Here is a 21,363-nt window from a genome sequence, read left to right on the forward strand (position 1 = left end):
GGCCCGGCAAGGCAGGCCGCGAACGTCCAGCAGAACACGAGGAGAGGGAGAGAAAAAGCACGGCGCGGCAATGCAACGATGGGCAGATGGCCTATCGGCATGCGGCCGCGAATAGCAATAGCGCAAAATCTGTGTATATTTTGCGTTTTAATTGCCTAGCGGCCGGGGCAATACGCCTCGACGCAAAATTAAACCTATCGGAAATCGCCAGGTTCAGCGCGCCCCGCCATGCGGTCGAGGACACGGGCGCGCATGCGCGCCGCTGCTACAAGCGGCTGGAAAAGAAATCCAGGAAGCAGGCGATCCGCCGCGACAGCGGCGTGTTGCGGTAGTACACCGCATGCATGGGTTGCAGATAGTCGGTGTGCAGGTCTTGCATGATGCGCACCAGCCGCCCTTCCTCCAGGTCATCGCGCGACACGAAGTCCGACAGACAGGCGATGCCCACGCCGCGCAGCGCCAGGTGGCGCTGGGTTTCGCCGCTGGAGGTGGCCAGCGTGGGCGTGGCCAGATAGGTCGAGCCGCCGGCGTGGCGCAGCGGCCAGACGTTCAGGCTTTCGGGCTGGGTGAAGCCCAGCAGTTCATGGCCAGCCAGGTCCTCGACGGTTTGCGGCACGCCGCGCCGCGCCAGGTAGTCCGGGCTGGCCATCAGCCAGCGCGGACGCGGCCGCATCGGCCGCGCATGCAGCGTGGAATCGTTCAACGGCCCCATGCGCAAGGCCACGTCGGTGCGGTGTTCGATCAGGTCGACGATGCGGTCGTTGCTGGTCAGCTCCAGCGAGATCGCCGGATACTCGCGGCGGAAATCGGCCACGTGCGGCACCACGCAATGCAGCATCACCGGCACCGAGGCATCCACGCGCAGGCGGCCCGCCGGCTGCTGGTGCACGATGCGCATGCATTCCTCGGCCTCTTCCAGCGACTGCACGATCTGGCGCGCCTTCTGCAGGAAGTGCGCGCCCTCGGCGGTCAGCTCCATGCGCCGCGTGGTGCGGGTCAGCAGCGTCACGCCCAGGTCTTCCTCCAGGCGCGACAGGCCGCGGCTGACGCCGGACGCGGTCTGGCCCAGCATCTCGGCGGCGGCGCTCATCGAGCCGGCGTCGACCACCCCCAGGAACAGCCGCAGGGCCTCGGAATTGAGCGCCATCCATGACTCCTGATCACAAGTATTGGGATTTTATAGCGCAGGACCGTGGCAATCGATCACCCCGGGCAAAAGAAAAGCGGCGCACGCGGCGCCGCTTTTTTCATGCCATCGACCGACTGGCGATCAACGCTTCTGCTTGAGCTGCGACAGGTCGCGCACCGCGCCGCGGTCGGCCGAAGTGGCCAGCGCCGCATAGGCCTGCAGGGCCTGCGACACCACGCGCTCGCGGTCCACCGGCTGCCAGCCGCCATCGGCGCGCGCGTTCATCGCGGTGCGGCGGCGGGCCAGTTCCTCGTCCGACACGGCCAGGTGCATCTTGCGGTTGGGGATGTCGATCTCGATGGTGTCGCCGTCTTGCACCAGGCCGATGGTGCCGCCCTCGGCCGCTTCGGGCGAGGCATGGCCGATCACCAGGCCCGACGAGCCGCCCGAGAAGCGGCCGTCGGTGAACAGCGCGCAGGTCTTGCCCAGGCCCTTGGACTTCAGGTACGACGTGGGGTACAGCATTTCCTGCATGCCGGGGCCGCCCTTGGGGCCTTCGTAGCGAATCACCACCACGTCGCCCGGCACCACCTTGTCGCCCAGGATGCCTTCGACGGCGTCGTCCTGGCTTTCGAACACGCGCGCGCGGCCGGTGAAGACCCACTGCGATTCATCCACGCCCGCGGTCTTGACGATGCAGCCCTTCTCGGCCAGGTTGCCGTACAGCACGGCCAGGCCGCCATCCTTGGAGTAGGCGTTTTCCTTGCTGCGGATGCAGCCGGTCTTGCGGTCGGTGTCCAGCGTCAGGAAGGTCGCGTCCTGGCTGAAGGCCACGGTGGTGGGAATGCCGCCGGGCGCCGCGCGGTAGAACTTCTGCGCCGCCTCGCCGGCGCCGCCGGCCACGTCCCATTGCGCGATGGCGTTGCCCAGCGTGCCGCTGTGCACGTTGCCGCAGGACAGGTCGAGCAAATCGGCGCGCGCCAGCTCGCCCAGGATGCCGAGGATGCCGCCGGCGCGGTGCACGTCTTCGATGTGGTACTTGTCGGTGGCCGGCGCGGCCTTGCACAGGCACGGCACCTTGCGCGAGATGCGGTCGATGTCGGCCATGGTGAAGTCGACGCCGGCTTCCTGCGCCGCGGCCAGCAGGTGCAGCACGGTGTTGGTGGAGCCGCCCATGGCCACATCCAGCGCCATGGCGTTCTCGAACGCGCTCTTGGTGGCGATGCTGCGCGGCAGCACCGAGGCATCTTCCTCGACGTAATAGCGGCGGCACAGGTCCACCACCAGGCGGCCGGCCTGCTCGAACAAACCCTTGCGCCAGGCGTGCGTGGCGACGATGGTGCCGTTGCCCGGCAGCGCCAGGCCGATGGCCTCGGTCAGGCAGTTCATCGAGTTGGCGGTGAACATGCCGGAACAGGAGCCGCAGGTCGGGCAGGCGCTGCGCTCGACTTCGGCCACGTCGGCGTCCGACACGTTGGGATCGGCGGCCTTGATCATGGCGTCGATCAGGTCGATCTTGGCGACGACCTTGCCATCGGTGGGCGACTTGACCTTGCCCGCTTCCATCGGGCCGCCGGACACGAACACGACCGGGATGTTCAGGCGCATCGCGGCCATCAGCATCCCCGGGGTGATCTTGTCGCAGTTCGAGATGCAGACCATGGCGTCGGCGCAGTGCGCGTTGACCATGTACTCGACCGAGTCGGCGATCAGTTCGCGCGAGGGCAGCGAATACAGCATGCCGCCGTGGCCCATGGCGATGCCGTCATCGACCGCGATGGTGTTGAATTCCTTGGCGACGCCGCCGGCGGCCTCGATTTCCTTGGCGACCAGCGCGCCCAGGTCGCGCAGGTGCACGTGGCCCGGCACGAACTGCGTGAACGAGTTGACCACCGCGATGATCGGCTTGCCGAAGTCTCCGTCCTTCATGCCGGTGGCGCGCCACAGGGCGCGGGCGCCGGCCATGTTGCGGCCGTGGGTCGAGGTGCGGGAACGGTAGTGCGGCATGATCTTGTCTCAGGCTATTAGCGTGGGCGGCAAAACGGTAAATAATACGCTGGTTCCGGCGCGCAGCGGCCGCGGGCCGCGCCCAGGCCGCCCCAAGGCCGCCGCGTGGCCATCAGGCGGACGCCGCGCCGCGCGCCGCGAAGGCGCTGGGCGGCTCGCCCAAGGCCTTGCGGAACATGGCCGCGAACGCGCTGGGGCTCTCGTAGCCCAGATCCAGGGCCACATCCAGCACCCGCTCGCCGCGCGCCAGCCGCTCCATCGCCGCCAGCAGCCGCGCCTGCTGGCGCCAGCGGCCGAAGGTCATGCCGGTGTGGCGCAGGAACAGGCGATGCACCGTCTTGGGATCCACCCCCAATTCCCGCGCCCAGTCGGCCGCGCCCGCCTGGCGCTCGGGGTGGCGCACGATGGCGCGACAGATGCGCGCCAGGCGCGGCTCGGACGGCTGCGGCAGGTGCAGCGGCAGCACCGGCTCCTGCTTCAGTTCGTCCAGCAGCAGCAGCATCAGCCGGCCGTCGCGGGTGCCCGGCTTCCAGTCCAGCGGCACCTCGGCGGCCGCCACCATCAGCTCGCGCAGCAGCGGCGAAATCGACAGCACGCAGCATTCGGCGGGCAGGTGCGCGGCCGCGCCGGGTTCGACGAACACGGTGCGCATGCGCGGCTCGCCGCTCATGCGGATGGCGTGCGAGACCCAGGCCGGCACCCACACGCCGCGCGTGGGCGGCACCACCCAGATGCCGGCGTCGGTGTCCACCACCATCACGCCCGAGATGGCGTACACCAGTTGCGAGCGGCGGTGCCGGTGGCGGCGCACGCGATGCCCGTCCTCGTAGTCCACCGCCAGCGCCGCCACCGGGCGCCGCGAGGATTCGTAGGGGAACAGATCCAGATCGGCGGGCGTGCGCGATCCGGAGGGGGGTGACGACGATTTGGATCTGTCCATTTCTCGACGATTCATGTCCAACTGGCGGTAGACGGTCTTTCCCAGTGTACCTATCCTGCCTGCACTGCCGTCGATTTCCCGGTTTTCCGCGTTCCGATCATGCCTCTTCCCGCCCGTTCTCTCGCCGCCTGCGCCGCCCTGCGCGACCGGCATGCGCGCGCGGCCGGGAATTCGGACGCCTTCACCACCGCGCGCGCCGTGCCGCACACGCTACGACTAGCGCGCGGTTGCCGGGCCTTGCGCCCCGTGGCCGCCCGGCAGCCCCGGGCCCTCTGACGGGCCCGTCCGCCACCTCCCTTGCCCGCCCGCCGCCGCAGACCGGCGGCACCAGACGCCGCGCGCCGCGCGGCCGGAGGTTTTCATGCTCGACCATCCCCAACACAAATACCGCCCCGTCCAGCCCTTTTCGCGCGACTACGCCGAACGCCAATGGCCATCCCGCCGTCCGAGCGCGCCGCCCATCTGGATGAGCACCGACATGCGCGACGGCAACCAGGCGCTGATCGATCCCATGGACGCGGCCCGCAAGCTGCGCTTTTTCGAACAGTTGGTGGCGGTGGGCCTGAAGGAGATCGAAGTGGCGTTCCCGTCGGCGTCCGACACCGATTTCAATTTCGTGCGCAAGCTGATCGAGGAACGCCGCATCCCCGCCGACGTCACCATCGAAGTGCTGACCCAGTCGCGGCCCGACCTGATCGCGCGCACCTTCGAGTCGCTGCGCGGCGCGCCGCGCGCCATCGTGCACCTGTACAACCCGATCGCGCCGCAATGGCGCCGCATCGTGTTCGGCATGAGCCGCGCCGAGATCAAGGAAATAGCGCTGGCCGGCACACGCCAGATCCGCGCCCTGGCCGATGCGCATCCCGAAACGGAATGGATCTACGAGTACTCGCCCGAGACCTTCAGCCTGGCCGAGCTGGATTTCGCGCTGGAGGTATGCGATGCGGTCAGCGCCATCTGGCGCCCCACGCCCGAACGCAAGATGATCATCAACCTGCCGTCGACGGTGGAGTGCACCAGCGCCAACGTCTATGCCGACCAGATCGAATGGATGCACCGCCACCTGGCGCGACGCGACAGCATCGTGCTGAGCGTGCACCCGCACAACGACCGCGGCACCGCCGTGGCCTCGGCGGAACTGGCGGTGCTGGCGGGCGCCGACCGCGTCGAAGGCTGCCTGTTCGGCAACGGCGAGCGCACCGGCAATGTCGATCTGGTGACGCTGGCGCTGAACCTGGACCGACAGGGCATCGCCAGCGGCCTGGACTTTTCCGACATGGCGGCCGTGCGCGAATGTGTCCAGGCCTGCAACCAGTTGCCGGTGGATGTGTTCCACCCCTACGCGTTCACGTCCGCAACGCCAGCAACGCTTCCTGCAGGTGCCGCAGCCCGCGGCTGAGCGGCTTGTCGCGGCGCACCACCACGGCCAGCGTGCGCGCCAGGCGCGGCGTCAGCGAACGCACCGTCAGGCTGGCGCGCTGGCCCGCGCCGCTGACCGCCAGCCGTGGCAGCACCGCGCAGGCCAGGCCGGCGGCCACGATTTCCTTCATGGCCTCGGTGCTGCCCAGTTCCATCACTGGCTTGGCCGCCACCCCGGCCTGCTCGAACCAGTCGTCCACCAGCCGGCGGGTGCGCGCGCCCGGCTCGAACAACACCAGCGGCAGCGCCGCCAGCGCCTGCGGCGTCACGGGATCGGGCATGCCCAGCGGGCCGCGCGCCGGGAAGATGGCCACGAACTCGTCGTCCAGCACCGGCGTGGCCTCGAACATGCGGCCCGGCGCCGGCAGCGTCACCAGGCCGATGTCCAACGTGTTGTTCTCCAGCCCGCGCAGCATGTCGGCGGTATTGCCGGTACTGGCCACCACGTCCAGCGCCGGAAAGCGCCGCCGCAGGCCGGCCAGCAGCGGCGGCAGCAGATAGGTGCAGGCGGTGGCGCCCGTGCCCAGGCGCACGCGGCCGGTCACCTGCGAGGCATGCGCCGTCATGGCCTGCTCGGCCTGCGCCAGCGCGGTGTCGATGGCGCGGATGTAGGTCAGCAGTTCCAGCCCGGCGGCGGTCGGCCCCGCGCGGCGGCCGACCCGCTCGACCAGCTTCAGGCCGAAGCGGCGCTCGAGCTGGCGCACTTGCAGGCTGACCGCCGGCTGGGTAATGCCGCCGCGTTCGGCGGCGGCCGAGAAACTGCCTAGTTCGATCACTTGCGCAAAGGTGCGCAGGGCGTCCAGATTGAGTCCGCGCATGAGGTCTCGCCCCGTCTTATCCAAAGTTTTACTTATAAAAATCATAATAGACCAAAGCTTCATTTATGCATGGCCTTGCGCCACACTGGCGGCTGGTTTTTCACCCACCCCATCGTTCCAACGCAAACCTCGCCATGCCGCAACCCGCCGCCCCCACCATCCTGATCCGCGACAGCGTGGATGCCGACCTGCCCGCCATCAAGGCCATCTACGCGCATCACGTCGAGCACGGCACCGCCTCGTTCGAACTGGAGCCGCCATCGATCCAGGAGATGCGCCAGCGACGCGCCGGCGTGCTGGAAAAAGACATGCCCTACCTGGTGGCCGAGATCAACGGCGAAGTGGTGGGCTACGCCTACGTCACGCCCTATCGCCCGCGCCCGGCCTACCGCCACACGGTCGAGGACTCGGTCTACGTCAAGGCCGGCCGCGCCGGCCTGGGCATCGGCGGCAGGCTGCTGGCCGCGCTGGTCGAACGCTGTACGGCGGCCGGCTGGCGCCAGATGCTGGCGGTGGTGGGCGACAGCCGCAACGCCGCCTCGCTGGCGGTGCATGCCCGCCAGGGCTTCCATCCGGTCGGCACGCTGCGCTCGGTGGGCCACAAGCATGGCGAATGGCGCGACACCGTGCTGATGCAACGCGCCTTGGGCGAGGGCGACCACACGCCGCCGCAACGCCCATGATCGCGCCGCGCGCGGTGGTCTGCCTGGGGCTGACGCAACTGGTCGGCTGGGGCGTGACCTTCTACCTGATCGGCGCGCTGGGGCCGGACATGGCCGCCGGGCTGGGCTGGGATCCGGCCACGATCTACGGCGGTTTTTCCTGTGCCATCGTGGTCATGGCGCTGGTGTCGCCGCTGGCCGGCCGCGCGGTCGACCAATGGGGCGGGCATCGCGTCATGCCCGCCGGCGCCACGCTGGCGGCCGCCGGCTGCGCGGCGCTGGCCGCCGCGCATGGCGTGGCAACGTACTTTGCCGCCTGGGCGCTGCTGGGCATCGGCATGCGGCTGTGCCTGTACGATGCGGCGTTCGCCTCGCTGGCGCGCGCCGCCGGCCCGACGGCGCGCCGGCCAATGGCGCAAATCACGCTGTTCGGCGGGCTTGCCTCGACCGTCATGTGGCCGGTGGGCCATGCCTTGTCGGGCTGGCTCGGATGGCGCGGCGCGGTGCTGGCCTACGGTGCGCTGGCGCTGGCGACGGTGCCGCTCTATCTGGCGCTGCCGCGCACCCGCTACGCCGCGTCCGGCCCGGCGGGCCATCCGGGCGGCGCCGGCCTGGCGCGCAACGCCTCCGAACGGCGCCTGGCCGGCCTGCTGTACGCGGCAATCGCCATGCTCACCAACTTCCTGGCGGCGGGCAACGCCGCCCACCTGATCCCGCTGCTGGCGGGCCTGGGCCTGGCCAAGGCGCTGGCGGTCAACGTGGCCGCGCTGTGGGGCATCGGCCAGTTCGCCGCGCGGCTGGCCGACGTGGCGCTGGGGTCGCGCCTGCATCCGCTGACCCTGACCCTGGCGGTGGCCGCCCTGCTGCCGCTGGGCTTTCTGCTGGCGCCGCTGTCGGGCGGCCACGTGTTCGCCCTGGCCGCCTACGCGCTGTTGTACGGCGCCTGCAACGGCCTGCTGACGATCGCGCGCGGCACCCTGCCGCTGGCGCTGTTCGATTTCCGCAGCTATGGCGCGCTGGTCGGCGCCCTGTTGATCCCCAGCTTCCTGCTGACCGCGGCCGCGCCGGTCGCGTACGCGTATGTGGTGCAGCGGCACGGCGCGCACGCGGCGATGGCGCTGTCGGCCGGGCTGGCCACGGCCATCCTGGCCGCGGCGCTGGCGCTGCGCGGGCGTTTCATTGCCCGGACGCGGGGCTGAGCGGCGCGCCGCCCTCGCGCACCACCGCCGCCGCCGCGATGCGATCACGGCCGCGCGCCATGCCGCCCGGGCGCCAACGCTGCTCGGTCAGGGCGGCGGCCAGCTCGTCGCTGGTGCCGGGCCGAAAGAACAGAAAGCCCTGCAGCAGATCGCAGCCGGCTTCGCGCGCGGCGCGGCAATGCGCCTCGGTCTCGATGCCCTTGGCCACCGTAACGATGTCCAGATCCCGCGCCAACCGACAGATCGAGGTCAGCACCTTCTGCGCATCGGCCTGCCGCGCGGCGTTCCAGATGATCGACTGGTCCAGTTTCAGGCCCGCCAGCGGCAACGTCGACAGCCATTCGAGGTTGTTGTAGCCGTTGCCGAAATTGTCGAGCCAGACCGGAATGCCGCGGCTGGTGAACTCTTCCAGCATGGCACGGATGTCGGTGGCCCCGGCATGCAGGGCGGCCTCTTCGGTCAGTTCGATGCGGATATCGCCCGACCCCAGGCCACACGCGGCAAGATCGCGCAGGATCACGCCGACCACGTCGCGGCGGGCGAAACTCTGCGGCGAAATGTTGATGTTGACCGGCAGCCCCGGCCCGTGCGCGGCCTGGCGCCAGCGCGCCTGGTCGCTGGCGATGGCGCGCAAGCCCCAACTGATCAGCGCCTGCGCCACCTCGGGCGCCCCCGCTTCGCGCAACAGGCCGTCGATGCCGAGCGTCTCGCCGCCGGCGGCGCGCCAGCGCAACAGCGCCTCGGCGCCGACGATCTCCAGATCCGAGGCGGCCACGATAGGCTGGTAGTGGAACTGCAGGCGATCGCCCTGGATCGCCGCCAGCAGCGGCGATACCGGCCCTTCCTTGCGGATCACGGCCGGCTCGCGGCCATCGCCGCCGCAGTCCTGCGTCAACACCGCCGAGAACGAATACCCCTTGCCGCGCAGGCTGCGGATCGGAATGGACACGCCGCTGGCGGCGCCCTTGCGCTTGAGGCGGCTGATGGTCAGGTCGAGCGCCCGGCCGTTGCCCGGCAGGTCGATGTTGGCCACCGCGAAGTCGGCGCGGCGGATGAGCCGCTCGGGATGCCCGTGCATGCCCTTGAGCACCGCGCGTTCCATCGGCGTGAGGCTGACGGCCCGGCCGGTGGGTGACACCAGCGTCCATTCGTTGTCGCACAGGCGCCAGCCCTTCTCGGCCACGGCCGGCTCGGCCGCCGGGTCCGGCCGGCGCGGCGCGCTCGGCTGGCACAGGGTCAGCTTGCGCTGCGCCGACTGGATCGCCGCCGCCACCTCGCTGTAGCTGATGTTGGCGCCATAGCAACTGTCGGCGCCGGCCAGCAGTGCATTGATGCGCACCGCCGGACTTTCGATGTGGCGGATGGCGATGATGGTCGAATGGGTGAACCGCGCGCGCAGTTGACCGATGGTGATGTCCAGATCCCGTGGCAGGCACAGGTGCACCTGGATCTCTCCGGCATGGCGCGCCGGTTCCTGCAGCGACACGGGATTCAGGACGAAACCGATCTGCTCGAGCGAATCAGAGATCCCTTGCTTGGCGAATTCGTTGTCGAAAATAAGGATAATGCGCGACCGATTCATGATGATTGAGCCCTGAGAAAAAACGCCTTTCCATCGCACGGTATTGAAATGTTTATTAGCATCTCCATACCTGGAACAGGGTCGCAAAATTTGGGCGCACTATCCTTCGCGGCGCGGGGCAATGTCGCAAATAATTGAATTCCATTCATTTTTAAATGAATGGAATTCAATATATCGAAATAAAATTCACCGATCGGCGAAACGTAGCGACACGCGCGCCAATACCATCCATCCACGTTCCGACGCGATTGTGGCGTGGATGGGCAACGCCAGCGGCGGTGCCGCCGGACGGAAGGAAAAATCCAGGAGATGCCGAGACGCGGCGATCCGCGCCGGCGGATCGCTCAGGCGCCGCCCCGCGCCTGCCACTTGTCCCAGCCGGCCCGGCGCAGCTTGCAGGCCGGGCACTCGCCGCAGCCATAACCCCAGGCATGGCGCGCGCCGCGCTCGCCCAGGTAACAGGTGTGGCTTTCCTCGACGATGGTCTCGACCAGCGCGTCGCCGCCCAGTTGCCTGGCCAGCGCCCAGGTTTCCGACTTGTCGATCCACATCAGCGGCGTCTCGATGGTGACGCGGCTGCCCAGGCCCAACCCCAGCGCCACCTGCTGCGCCTTGATGGTGTCGTCGCGGCAATCGGGATAGCCCGAGAAATCGGTTTCGCACATGCCGCCCACCAGCACGTCGAGCTGGCGCCGGTAGCCCAGGGCGGCCGCCAGCGTCAGGAACAGCAGGTTGCGCCCGGGCACGAAGGTGTTGGGCAGGCCGTTGGCCTGCATCTCGATGGCGCGGTCGCTGGTCATGGCGGTGTCGCCCACCTGGCCCAGCACCTTCAGATCCAGCAGATGGTCTGCGCCCAGGCGTGGCGCCCATTGCGGAAAGCGCGCGCGGATGTCGCGCAGCACGTTCAGGCGCGCATCCAGCTCGATGCGGTGGCGCTGGCCATAATCGAACGCCACGGTTTCCACATGGGCATAGCGCTCCAGCGCCCAGGCCAGGCAGGTGGTGGAATCCTGGCCGCCCGAAAACAGCACGAGCGCGCGACGTTGGTGATTCAGCATAAAAGGAGGGTTCTGCAAAGACAAAGGGATAGGGCAGACTTTACCGCAGCCGCCGGCCTTATCCGTAAGGAAGCCTGCGTAAAATCGGTGCCGTTCTCGTTTACGGTTTACCCGCAGTGCGCATCACCTGACCCCTTCCCCCCTTCAGCAGCCCGACGGATCTCCCGCCCGATGAATGCCAGCCGCCCGCAGTCCGATTCAACAGAACCCTTGCGTCACGATATCCGGCTGTTAGGCCGATTGCTGGGCGAAGTCATCGCCGAATGCGAAGGCAAGCGCGTCTTCGACACCATCGAGACCCTGCGCCGCACCGCCGTCAAGTTCCGCCGCGAAGGCAACGCCGCCGACGGCAAGCTACTGGAACAGCGCGTCCAGCGCCTGCAAGGCAGCGACCCCAACTCAGTGGCGCGCGCCTTCAGCTATTTCCTGCACCTGTCCAACATCGCCGAGGATCGCGACCAGAACCGCAGCCAGCGCGCCCGCGCCCTGGCCGGCGAAGCGCCCGCGCGCGGCAGCCTGCGCGATGCGGTGCAGACCCTGGGCCGCCACGGCGTGACGCCGGCGCGCATCCGCCGCCTGCTGGCCGAGGCCTGCGTCATGCCGGTGCTGACCGCCCACCCCACCGAAGTGCAGCGCAAGAGCACGCTGGATGTGCACCGCGAAATCGCCGCCGCGCTGGCCCAGCGCGACAACCCGCTGACGCCGGAAGAACTGGCCGAGCTCGACGCCGCCCTGCTCGGCCGCGTGGCCACGTTGTGGCAGACGCGCATGCTGCGCTACACCCGCCTGACAGTGGCCGACGAGATCGAGAACGCGCTGTCGTACTACCGCAGCACCTTCCTGCAGGTCATTCCCCGCGTCTACGGCGACCTGTCCAAGCTGCTCAACCGCGACGCCAAGCCGTTCGGCGCTCCGCCCGCGCCGCTGGAGCCGTTCCTGCGCATGGGTAGCTGGATCGGCGGCGACCGCGACGGCAACCCGAACGTGGACGCCGGCACGCTGGAACGCGCCCTGTTGCGCCAGGCCACCGTGCTGTTCGAACACTACCTGCAGGAAGTGCACGCGCTCGGCGCCGAGCTGTCCATCACCACGCTGCTGATCGCGGTCGACCCCGCGCTACTGGCGCTGGCCGAGCACAGCGGCGACGACTCGCCGCATCGCAGCGACGAGCCCTACCGGCGCGCGCTGGTCGGGGTCTACGCGCGCCTGGCCGCCACCGCGCTGCGCCTCACGGGCCAGGACCTGGCCCGCCGCAGCACCGTCGCGGCGCAACCCTACGACACGCCGCAGGAATTGTCCGCCGATCTGGCCGTCATCGCCGCCTCGCTGGCCGCGCACCACGGCGCGCCCGTCGCCCGGCTGCGGCTGGCCGGATTGCAGCAGGCGGTCGAAGTGTTCGGCTTTCACCTCGCCACGGTCGACCTGCGCCAAAGCTCCGACGTGCACGAGCGCGCGCTGGCCGAACTGTTCAGCCGCGCCGGCGTCCTCCATGAGGGCCAGCCGCTGGACTATCTGGCCCTGGACGAAGCGGCGCGCGTGGCCCTGCTGCGCGCCGAGCTGGCGCAGGCGCGGCCGCTGGCCTCGCCCTGGATCGCCTACAGCGAAGACACCACGCGCGAACTGGCGGTGCTGCGCGCCGCCGCCGCCGGCCGCCAGCGCTACGGCAAGCAGGCCGTGCGCCAGACCATCGTCTCGCACACCGAAACCCTCAGCGACCTGCTGGAAGTGATGGTGCTGCAAAAGGAGGCGGGCCTGATCGCGCCCCCGGGCCAGGACATCGCGCCGGAAGACGGCCTGATGGTGGTGCCGCTGTTCGAGACCATCCCCGACCTGGAGCGCGGCGCCGACATCATGGCCGCCTGGCTCGACCTGCCCGAGATCCGAGAGCGCGTGAAGCGCGCCCAGAACGGCGCCCAGGAAGTCATGCTGGGTTATTCCGACAGCAACAAGGACGGCGGTTTCCTCACCTCCAACTGGTCGCTGTACCAGGCCGAGCGCGCGCTGGTCGACGTATTCTCCAGCCGCCACGTGCGGCTGCGCCTGTTCCACGGCCGCGGCGGCTCGGTGGGGCGCGGCGGCGGTTCCAGCTTCGACGCCATCCTGGCGCAGCCGCCAGGCACCGTGGCCGGCCAGATCCGCCTGACCGAACAGGGCGAGGTCATCCAGAGCAAATACAAGGACGCCGAGGTCGGCCGCTGGCACCTGGAACTGCTGGTGGCCGCCACGCTCGAATCCAGCCTGGCGCCGCGCGCCGAGGCCACCAGCGCCGAAGACGCGCACATGGCCCAGCATGGCCCGGCCATGTCATTCATGTCCGACACCGCGCAGCGCAGCTACCGTGGCCTGGTCTACGACACGCCGCGCTTTGCCGAATACTTCTTTGCCGCCACCCCCATCGCCGAGATCGCCGGCCTGAACATCGGCTCGCGCCCGGCCTCGCGCAAGAAGGGCCAGCGCATCGAAGACCTGCGCGCCATCCCGTGGGGCTTTTCCTGGGCCCAGTGCCGCCTGATGCTGACGGGCTGGTACGGCATGGGCTCGGCCATCGAGGCCTACCTGGAAGCCGGCGCGCCGCAGGCGCCGCGCTCGCGGCGCGGCCGCCTGGCGCAACTGCGCGAAATGGCGCGGGACTGGCCGGCCTTCCGCACACTGCTGTCCAACATGGAGATGGTGCTGGCCAAGTCCGACCTGGCCATCGCCGCGCGCTACGCGCAGTTGGTGCCGCAGCGCGCGCTGCGCGAGAAGATCTTCGGCATGATCAGCGCCGAGCACGCCCGCACCGTGGCCATGCTGAAGCTGCTGACGCGGCGCGAGCTGCTGGCCGACAACCCCGCGCTGCAAGCCTCGCTGCGCGAACGTTTCGCCTACATCGACCCACTCAACTACCTGCAGGTCGAGTTGATCCGCCGCCACCGCGCGGCGCAGAAGTCGCCCGCCGCCGAGGCCGACGAACGCGTGCAGCGCGCGATCCACCTGACCATCAACGGCATCGCCGCCGGCCTGCGCAATTCGGGTTGAAGACCGGCGCGGCCGGGCGCGCTGCCCGGCCGCGCCTGCCCGCGGCCCGTTGGGGCATCCGCGCCGACGTCGGCGCGTTACCCACCAATGCGTCCACCAGACGAACACCCAAAAACGCCCATTTGTCCACCCCCGGCAACTTTTAGTACTATCTTCGTCAGAAATTCTATATACGCACAAATGTTCACATATAGAACACAACGATTTTTCTGGCCCGTGCACAGGAAGACACCGACGGAAGAGACAGATCGCAGTTCCCTGGTTCCGCCTGTGCCGCCCGCCGCGCGCGCCCTGTAAGGCAAGCGAACCCTCATGGATACTCCCCTGCAGAACCTGGCCGTCATCGGCGCCGGCGCCATGGGCAGCGGCATCGCCGCGCTCTTCGCCTCGAAGGGATTGAACGTGGTACTGGTCGACCCGATGGAAGGCGCCCTGGATCGCGCCCGCGCCGTCATCGAACGCCAGTTGAATGTGTACGCGCCCGGCCAGGTCGACGCCGTGATGCAACGCATCCGCATGGCGTCCGGCCTGGAGGCCGCGGCCGCCTGTGACCTCGTCATCGAGGCGGTGCCCGAGAACCTGGAACTCAAGCGCGGCCTGTTCGCCCAACTCGACGCGCTGTGCAAGCCCGAAGCCATCTTCGCCACCAACACCTCGGGCCTGTCGATCAACGCCATCGCCAGTGCTGTCACGCGCCGCGACCGCTTCGTCGGCACGCACTTCTTCACCCCCGCCGACGTCATCCCGCTGGTCGAAGTGGTGCGCAACGACGCCACCTCGGAAGAGACCGTGGCGCGCGTCATGGCGACGCTGCGGCTGGGCGGCAAGCGCCCGGTGCTGGTGCGCCAGGACATCCCCGGCTTCATCGCCAACCGCATCCAGCACGCCCTGGCGCGCGAGGCCATCTCGCTGCTGGAAAAGGGCGTGGCCAGCGCCGAGGACATCGATGAAGTGGTCAAGTGGAGCCTGGGCATCCGGCTGGCGCTGTCGGGGCCGCTGGAGCAGCGCGACATGAACGGCATCGACGTCCACTACGCCATCGCCAGCTATCTCTATAAAGACCTGGAAAACCGCACCGAACCGTCCGAGCTGCTCAAGAGCAAGGTCGAGAACGGCCAACTGGGCGCCAAGAGCGGCCAGGGGTTCTACACCTGGAGCCCCGAGCGCCGCGAACGGGTGCTGCGCGACAAGAGCGCGGCGCTGGGCGAGCTGGCCGCGTGGCTCAACGCCAAGGCCGGCGATTCCTGACGCGGCAACCGCAGGACCGAATACCTACACCATAAGGCGCGCGGCGATCCGTCCGACGCGCCAGCGGGCCACGAGCCCAACCACACAAAGAAACCGACCGTCCCATCCGCCACGCGCCTACATCCGGCGCACGGCGGCGCAAGACACAAGAGCAATACGCCTTACCGGAGTTCGTAGGAGGCACCATGAATAAATTGGCATCTTTTTTCACTGAGCTGATGCGCAAGTATCTGCCCGATCCCTTTGTCTTCGCGATCGCGCTGACCCTGCTCACCGTGCTGCTGGCCATGGGCATCGAAGGCCAGGGCATCGGCGACGTGACCCGCGCCTGGGGCAAGGGCTTCTGGAGCCTGCTGGCCTTCACCACGCAGATGGCCGTGATCCTGGCCATGGGCTACGTGCTGGCCACCGCGCCGCTGACCGACCGCCTGCTCAACCGCATCGTCAGCCACGTGCACAAGCCGCACACCGCCATCATCGTCGCCACGCTGGTGGGCGGCATCGGCAGCTACCTGAACTGGGGCTTCGGCCTGGTCATCGGCGGCATCGTCGCCAAGAAGCTGGCGCTCAAGGTCAAGGGCGTGCACTACCCGCTGATCATCGCCGCGGCCTATAGCGGCTTCACCATGTACGGCCTGGGCCTGTCGGCCAGCATCCCGGTACTGGTGGCCACCCCCGGCCACCCCACCGCCAAGCAGATGGGCATCATCCCCCTGACGGAAACCATCTTCTCGGTGCCAATGCTGATCACCAGCCTGGTGATCATCGTGACGCTGCCGCTGCTGAACGCCTGGCTGCATCCCAAGAAGGGCGAGAAGATCGTCGAAGTGGACCCGGCCATCGACCGCGACGCCAACGCGTCCAACGCGGCCGAAGACCTGCTGGAGAAAGGCACCCTCGCCTCCCGGCTGAACAACAGCCGCATCCTCAGCCTGTTGATCGGCGCGCTCGGCGTGGCCTACGTTGCCTTCCACTTCATGGACGGCGGCTCGCTCGACCTGAACCTGATCAACTTCATCATCCTGTTCCTGGGCATCATCCTGCTGGGCACGCCGGCCGCCTACGTGGCCAAGCTGACCGAAGGCATCAAGACGATCTCCGGGATCATCCTGCAGTACCCGTTCTACGCCGGCATCATGGCCATCATGGCCGCCTCGGGCCTGGTGACCACGATCTCCAAGGTGTTCGTCGACGTCGCCACGCCGGCCTCGCTGCCCTTCTGGGGCCTGATCAGCTCGTTCGTCATCAACTTCTTCGCGCCCTCGGCCGGCGGCCACTGGGTCATCCAGGGCCCGTTCATGATCGACGCCGCCCGCGAGATCGGCAGCGCGCTCAACCAGACCACCATGGCCGTGATGCTGGGCAACGCCTGGAACGACCTGGTGCAGCCCTTCTGGATCCTGCCGGCGCTGGCGCTGTCCAAGCTCAAGCTGCGCGACGTGATGGGCTACACGGTCATCATGATGCTGTGGGTCGGCGTGATCCACATCACCGCCGTGCTGGCGTGGGGTTATCTGACGCATTAAGCCCCCCCGTACGCGCTTGCGCGCCCCCCCAGGGGGCGACACCTGCAGACCGGAGAACGAGATCCACCCCGTACGCGCTCGCGCGCGCCCTCTCAAGGGGGCGACACCTGCAGACCGGCAGAGCCGGATCTGGCGGTGTCCTCGCTGGGGAGGCAGATGGAATGTTGAGAGGCGGTGTTCTTGAGGACGTCGCGATTGAGAACTGAATTGGGAGCTGAGATGAGCAAACCTACCGCGTATCTGGTGACGGGCGGCAGCGCCGGGATCGGCGCCGCCATCATCCGCATGCTGCTGGATGCCGGGCACAAGGTGGTCAACATCGACTACCGCCTGCCCGAGCATCCGCCGGCGGGGCTGGTGTCGTACCAGGCCGACCTGACCGACGAAGCGCGCACCAAGCAAGTGGCCGCCGAAGTGACCGCCGCCTACGACATCGTCGGCCTGGTCAACAACGCCGGCGCCACGCGCCCGGGCACCGCCGACACCGCCACGCTGGCCGACCTGGACTACGTGGTCAACCTGCACCTGCGCACCGCGCTGATCCTGGTGCAGGCCGCGCTGCCGGCGATGCGCGCGGCCGGCTTCGGCCGCATCGTCAACATGTCGTCGCGCGCCGCACTGGGCAAGCCGGACCGCGTGGTCTATTCGGCCACCAAGGCCGGCCTGGTCGGCCTGACGCGCACGCTGGCAATGGAGTTGGGCGGCGACGGCATCACCGTCAACGCCATCGGCCCGGGCCCCATCGCCACGGACCTGTTCACCAAGAGCAATCCGGCCGGCGCGCCGCAGACCGAACGCATCATCAACAGCATCGTGGTCAAGCGCCTGGGCACGCCCGAGGACGTGGCGCGCGCCGCCATGTTCTTCCTGTCGCCCGACAACGGCTTCGTCACCGGCCAGATGCTGTATGTCTGCGGCGGCACGACGCTGGGCGTCGCCCCGATCTGAGGCCCGCCGCCATGTCCACCCGCTTGGTCGCCCCCACCCGCCCGCGCCGCCTAACGGCGCAGCAGCGCGTGGTTGATCTGGTCGGCGGCGTGGCGCAGCGGCGGCAGGAAGACCGCCAGCATTTCCTCGCGCGAGAAGCGGTTGGCGTGGCCGCTGACGTTCATCGCCGCGATCACGCGGCCGCTGCGGTCGACGATCGGCACCGCCACGGACTGCAGGCCGGGTTCCAGCTCCTGCGCCACGCAGGCGTAGCCATCGGCGCGCACGCCGGCCAGGATGGCCTTGAGCGCGGCGATATCGGTAACGGTGTCCTTGGTATAGGCCTGGATCTGGCTCACCGCCAGCACCCGGTTCAGTTCCGCCTCGGGCAGACCGGCCAGCAGCACCCGGCCCATCGACGTCACCCAGGCCGGCAGGCGGCTGCCCACGGCCAGGTTGATGGTCATGACCTTGTGCGTCGACAGCCGCAGGATGTAGACGATGTCGGCGCCTTCCAGCACCGACACCGAGCACGACTCGCGCGTCAGCTCGGCCACTTCCTCCATGTAGGGCAGCGCCAGGTTCCACAGCGGCGTGCCCGACAGGTAGGCGTAGCCCAGTTCGAGGATGCGCGGGGTCAGCGCGAACTTGCGATCCTCGACCGTGACGTAGCCCAGGTGTTCCAGCGTCAGCAGGATGCGGCGCGCGCCGGCGCGGGTCAGGCCGGTGACGGCCGCGACCTCGGACAGCGTCATCTGGGAACGATCCGGGCCGAACGCCCGGATCACGGACAGGCCGCGCGCAAAGGATTGAACGTAGCTGTCGCTGGGTTGCTGGGTTGCTTGCTCGGCCATCCGTCTACCGCGAGAAAAAACGTTGCCGCTGCCGGCAACCCTGAAACGGGGAGGATCGCACCGCGCCGGCTTGCCTTGACGGTCGACCATCCCCATGAAACGATGTTCTTCAGAAGAACGAAAGTTCTAATTAAGAACAAATTATGACACGCCACCTATGAGCGAACACCATGATTTCTAAGCTTGTTGCAAGCGCGGCGGCCGCCCTCGCCGACGTCCCCGACGGCGCCACCGTCATGATCGGCGGCTTCGGCACCGCCGGCCAGCCCATGGAACTGATCGACGCCCTGCTCGAACAAGGCGCCAAGGACCTGGTCATCATCAACAACAACGCCGGCAACGGCACCACCGGCCTGGCCGCCCTGCTGGGCGCCAACCGCGTGCGCAAGATCATCTGCTCGTTCCCGCGCCAGGTGGACTCGCAGATCTTCGACGGCCTGTACCGCAGCGGCAAGATCGAGCTCGAACTGGTGCCGCAGGGCAACCTGGCCGAGCGCATCCGCGCCGCCGGCGCCGGCATCGGCGCCTTCTACTCGCCCACCGGCTACGGCACCCCGCTGGCCGACGGCAAGGAAACCCGCGAGATCAACGGCCGCCAGTACGTGCTGGAATATCCGCTGCACGCCGACTACGCGCTGATCAAGGCCGAGCGCGGCGACCGCTGGGGCAACCTGGTGTACCGCAAGACCGCGCGCAACTTCGGCCCCATCATGGCCAGCGCCGCGCGCGTGGCCGTGGCCCAGGTGCGTGAAGTCGTCGAGCTGGGCGCGCTCGATCCGGAAACCGTCGTCACCCCCGGCATCTTCGTGCAGCGCGTCGTGCAGATCGACGCCGCCCAGGCCGCCAAGGAGCAGCAATGAGCACCAAACTGACCCGCGACCAGATCGCCGCCCGCGTCGCCCAGGACATCCCTGAAGGCGCCTACGTCAACCTCGGCATCGGCCTGCCGACGCTGGTGGCCAACCACCTGCCGGCCGACCGCGAAGTCATCCTGCACACCGAGAACGGCATGCTGGGCATGGGCCCGGCGCCGGCCAAGGGCGAGGAAGACTACGACCTGATCAACGCCGGCAAGCAGCCCGTCACCGAACTGCCCGGCTGCTCGTTCTTCCACCACGCCGACTCGTTCGCGATGATGCGCGGCGGCCACCTGGACATCTGCGTGCTGGGCGCCTTCCAGGTGTCGCAACACGGCGACCTGGCCAACTGGCACACCGGCGCGCCCGACGCCATCCCCGCCGTCGGCGGCGCGATGGACCTGGCCATCGGCGCCAAGGATGTCTTCGTGATGATGGAATTGCAGACGCGCGAAGGCCAGAGCAAGCTGGTCGACGCCTGCACCTATCCGCTGACCGGCGTGCGCTGCGTGTCGCGCGTGTACACCGATGTGGCCGTGTTCGACATCCGCGCCGACGGCGTCACGGTGATCGACATGTTCGGCGAAACCACCGCCGACGAGCTGCTGCGCCTGACCGGCCTGCCGCTGAAGTTTTCCAACTGATCCTTTCCCCGCGCCCCGGCCGTGCCGGGGCCGCTTTCCTGGAGACCCCCATCATGTTGTTCATGGTTCAAATGCAGGTCAATCTGCCCGTCGACATGCCGGCCGCGCAAGCCGACAAGCTCAAGGCCGACGAAAAGGCCCTGGCGCAGCAACTGCAACGCGACGGCAAGTGGAAGAGCCTGTGGCGCGTCGTCGGCCGCTACGCCAACGTCAGCATTTTCGACGTGCAGGACAACGACGAACTGCACACGCTGCTGTCGTCGCTGCCGCTGTTCCCCTACATGGACATCCAGGTGACGGCGCTGGCGCGCCATCCCTCGGCCATCTGAACGGAGCCGCCCATGCCCTACATCATCGAAACCTTCGACAAGCCGGACCACCAGGCCGTGCGCCAGCAGCACCGCGCCGCGCACCTGGAATACCTGGACGCCAACAAGCACCTGCTGCTGGCCTGCGGCGCCAAGCTGCAGGATGACGGCACGGACCTGGGCGGCGGCCTGTACCTCGTCGACCTGGACACGCGCGAAGCCGCGCAGCAGTTCATCGACGCCGATCCCTTCGCCCAGGCGCAACTGTTCCAGCGCGTGACCATCACGCGCTGGCGCAAGGCCTACGTCGACGGCACCTGCCACCTGTAATCGCCACGCGGCCGCCCGCGGGCGGCCGCGGCTTCATTCCCCGAGGATTTCCCGCATGTCTTACGCCGATCTCAGCCAGGCACGGCTGTACTACGTCATCGATGGCCCCGCCGACGCGCCGGTGCTGGTGCTCTCCAATTCGCTGGGCACCTGCGCCGACATGTGGGCGCGCCAGATTCCCGCGCTGAGCAAGCACTTGCGCGTGCTGCGCTACGACACCCGCGGCCATGGCAAATCCTCGATCCCCGAGGGCGAATACACCTTTGCCCAATTGGGCAACGACGTCGCCGAACTGCTGGCGCACCTGAACATCCAGCGCGCCCACTTCTGCGGCCTGTCGATGGGCGGCCCCACCGGCCTGTGGCTGGCGCTGAACCGCCCCGAGCTGATCGGCAAGCTGATCCTGTGCAATACCGCCGCGCGCATCGGCTCGGCCGAAGGCTGGAGCGCCCGCATCGCCGCCGTGGCCGAACAGACGCTGGAGAAAATGGCCCCCACCCTGGTCGAGCGCTGGCTCACCGACGGCTACCGCGCCGCCGAGCCGGGCCTGACGCAAGTGCTGGTGGACATGCTGCGCCGCACCTCGGACGCCGGCTACTCGGGCAACTGCGCCGCGCTGCGCGACGCCGATTTCCGCGAACAGGTGGCGGCCATCAAAGCGCCGACGCTGGTCATCAGCGGCACCCACGACCTGGCCGCCACGCCCGCGCAAGGCAAGGAACTGGCCAGCGCCATCGCGGGCGCGCGCTACCTCGAACTGAACACCTCCCACATCTCCAACTGGGAACAACCGGAAGCCTTCACCCGCGCGGTGGCCGACTTCCTCACGGCGTAGGC

The 21,363-nt window shown here is 68.5% G+C and carries 19 protein-coding genes; 12 read left to right on the top strand and 7 right to left on the bottom strand.

Going from position 1 to position 21,363, the window contains the following annotated elements:
• Nucleotides 1–265: 265 nt before the first annotated feature.
• The 3 genes from ACN6O8_RS16365 to ACN6O8_RS16375 form a co-directional block, all read right to left on the bottom strand.
• Complete coding sequence (locus ACN6O8_RS16365) at nt 266–1,147, bottom strand: LysR substrate-binding domain-containing protein (protein WP_427992082.1); 882 nt, start codon at nt 1,145–1,147, stop codon at nt 266–268.
• 123 nt (nt 1,148–1,270) lie between these two features.
• Nucleotides 1,271–3,136: a dihydroxy-acid dehydratase gene (gene ilvD, locus ACN6O8_RS16370; protein ID WP_427992083.1), complete on the bottom strand. Its 1,866-nt coding sequence runs from the start codon at nt 3,134–3,136 to the stop codon at nt 1,271–1,273.
• A gap of 112 nt (nt 3,137–3,248) precedes the next feature.
• Nucleotides 3,249–4,091: an AraC family transcriptional regulator gene (locus ACN6O8_RS16375; protein WP_427992084.1), complete on the bottom strand. Its 843-nt coding sequence runs from the start codon at nt 4,089–4,091 to the stop codon at nt 3,249–3,251.
• A gap of 346 nt (nt 4,092–4,437) precedes the next feature.
• Between ACN6O8_RS16375 and ACN6O8_RS16380 the strand changes: the two genes are divergently transcribed.
• Entirely contained in the window at nt 4,438–5,475 is a 1,038-nt protein-coding gene (locus tag ACN6O8_RS16380; RefSeq protein WP_427992085.1) for a 2-isopropylmalate synthase, read from the top strand.
• Here ACN6O8_RS16380 and ACN6O8_RS16385 read toward each other — a convergent pair.
• A complete protein-coding gene (locus tag ACN6O8_RS16385; RefSeq protein ID WP_427992086.1) occupies nt 5,423–6,313 on the bottom strand; it encodes a LysR family transcriptional regulator in 891 nt (296 codons plus the stop codon). The two genes, ACN6O8_RS16380 and ACN6O8_RS16385, sit on opposite strands and share 53 nt — an antisense overlap.
• 134 nt (nt 6,314–6,447) lie before the next feature.
• On the opposite strand from ACN6O8_RS16385, the gene ACN6O8_RS16390 reads away from it, so the two are divergent.
• Nucleotides 6,448–6,996, top strand: coding sequence for an N-acetyltransferase family protein (locus ACN6O8_RS16390; RefSeq protein WP_427992087.1), 549 nt, complete (start codon nt 6,448–6,450; stop codon nt 6,994–6,996).
• The gene (locus ACN6O8_RS16395; RefSeq protein WP_427992088.1) at nt 6,993–8,174 is read left to right on the top strand and encodes an MFS transporter; all 1,182 of its coding nucleotides are present in this window, start codon (nt 6,993–6,995) and stop codon (nt 8,172–8,174) included. The genes ACN6O8_RS16390 and ACN6O8_RS16395 overlap by 4 nt, the downstream gene beginning before the upstream one ends.
• On the opposite strand, the gene ACN6O8_RS16400 is transcribed toward ACN6O8_RS16395, so the two are convergent.
• Both ACN6O8_RS16400 and queC read right to left on the bottom strand, forming a co-directional pair.
• A complete protein-coding gene (locus ACN6O8_RS16400; RefSeq protein WP_427992089.1) occupies nt 8,152–9,756 on the bottom strand; it encodes an EAL domain-containing protein in 1,605 nt (534 codons plus the stop codon). The two genes, ACN6O8_RS16395 and ACN6O8_RS16400, sit on opposite strands and share 23 nt — an antisense overlap.
• Before the next feature lie 344 nt (nt 9,757–10,100).
• Nucleotides 10,101–10,814, bottom strand: coding sequence for a 7-cyano-7-deazaguanine synthase QueC (gene queC / locus ACN6O8_RS16405; RefSeq protein ID WP_427992090.1), 714 nt, complete (start codon nt 10,812–10,814; stop codon nt 10,101–10,103).
• Between the two features lie 171 nt (nt 10,815–10,985).
• On the opposite strand from queC, the gene ppc reads away from it, so the two are divergent.
• From ppc to ACN6O8_RS16425, 4 genes are all read left to right on the top strand, one after another.
• Entirely contained in the window at nt 10,986–13,832 is a 2,847-nt protein-coding gene (gene ppc, locus ACN6O8_RS16410) for a phosphoenolpyruvate carboxylase (RefSeq protein ID WP_427992091.1), read from the top strand.
• A 312-nt stretch (nt 13,833–14,144) separates the two neighbouring features.
• A complete protein-coding gene (locus ACN6O8_RS16415) occupies nt 14,145–15,080 on the top strand; it encodes a 3-hydroxyacyl-CoA dehydrogenase family protein (protein ID WP_427992092.1) in 936 nt (311 codons plus the stop codon).
• A 185-nt stretch (nt 15,081–15,265) separates the two neighbouring features.
• Nucleotides 15,266–16,606: a short-chain fatty acid transporter gene (locus tag ACN6O8_RS16420; RefSeq protein ID WP_427992093.1), complete on the top strand. Its 1,341-nt coding sequence runs from the start codon at nt 15,266–15,268 to the stop codon at nt 16,604–16,606.
• 219 nt (nt 16,607–16,825) lie between these two features.
• Nucleotides 16,826–17,554, top strand: coding sequence for an SDR family NAD(P)-dependent oxidoreductase (locus tag ACN6O8_RS16425; RefSeq protein WP_427992094.1), 729 nt, complete (start codon nt 16,826–16,828; stop codon nt 17,552–17,554).
• 50 nt (nt 17,555–17,604) lie between these two features.
• Here ACN6O8_RS16425 and ACN6O8_RS16430 read toward each other — a convergent pair whose 3' ends face one another.
• Nucleotides 17,605–18,387, bottom strand: coding sequence for an IclR family transcriptional regulator (locus tag ACN6O8_RS16430; RefSeq protein ID WP_427992095.1), 783 nt, complete (start codon nt 18,385–18,387; stop codon nt 17,605–17,607).
• Between the two features lie 170 nt (nt 18,388–18,557).
• Here ACN6O8_RS16430 and ACN6O8_RS16435 point away from each other — a divergent pair, with 170 nt between their 5' ends.
• From ACN6O8_RS16435 to pcaD, 5 genes are read left to right on the top strand one after another with little or no spacing between them, the layout of a single operon-like run.
• Nucleotides 18,558–19,247: a 3-oxoacid CoA-transferase subunit A gene (locus ACN6O8_RS16435; protein ID WP_006390038.1), complete on the top strand. Its 690-nt coding sequence runs from the start codon at nt 18,558–18,560 to the stop codon at nt 19,245–19,247.
• Nucleotides 19,244–19,888, top strand: coding sequence for a 3-oxoacid CoA-transferase subunit B (locus tag ACN6O8_RS16440; protein WP_020926099.1), 645 nt, complete (start codon nt 19,244–19,246; stop codon nt 19,886–19,888). The genes ACN6O8_RS16435 and ACN6O8_RS16440 overlap by 4 nt, the downstream gene beginning before the upstream one ends.
• 53 nt (nt 19,889–19,941) lie before the next feature.
• Nucleotides 19,942–20,217, top strand: coding sequence for a muconolactone Delta-isomerase (gene catC, locus ACN6O8_RS16445; RefSeq protein WP_054429400.1), 276 nt, complete (start codon nt 19,942–19,944; stop codon nt 20,215–20,217).
• Nucleotides 20,218–20,229: 12 nt separating this feature from the next.
• The gene (locus tag ACN6O8_RS16450) at nt 20,230–20,526 is read left to right on the top strand and encodes a YciI family protein (protein WP_427992096.1); all 297 of its coding nucleotides are present in this window, start codon (nt 20,230–20,232) and stop codon (nt 20,524–20,526) included.
• A gap of 55 nt (nt 20,527–20,581) precedes the next feature.
• Nucleotides 20,582–21,361 carry a 3-oxoadipate enol-lactonase gene (gene pcaD / locus ACN6O8_RS16455; protein WP_427992097.1) on the top strand — a complete coding sequence of 260 codons (780 nt, stop codon included), beginning with the start codon at nt 20,582–20,584 and terminating at the stop codon, nt 21,359–21,361.
• The last annotated feature ends 2 nt before the right edge of the window (nt 21,362–21,363 follow it).

The organism is Achromobacter sp. (genome assembly GCF_050285565.1).
In the GTDB taxonomy this organism is placed as follows: domain Bacteria; phylum Pseudomonadota; class Gammaproteobacteria; order Burkholderiales; family Burkholderiaceae_B; genus Achromobacter.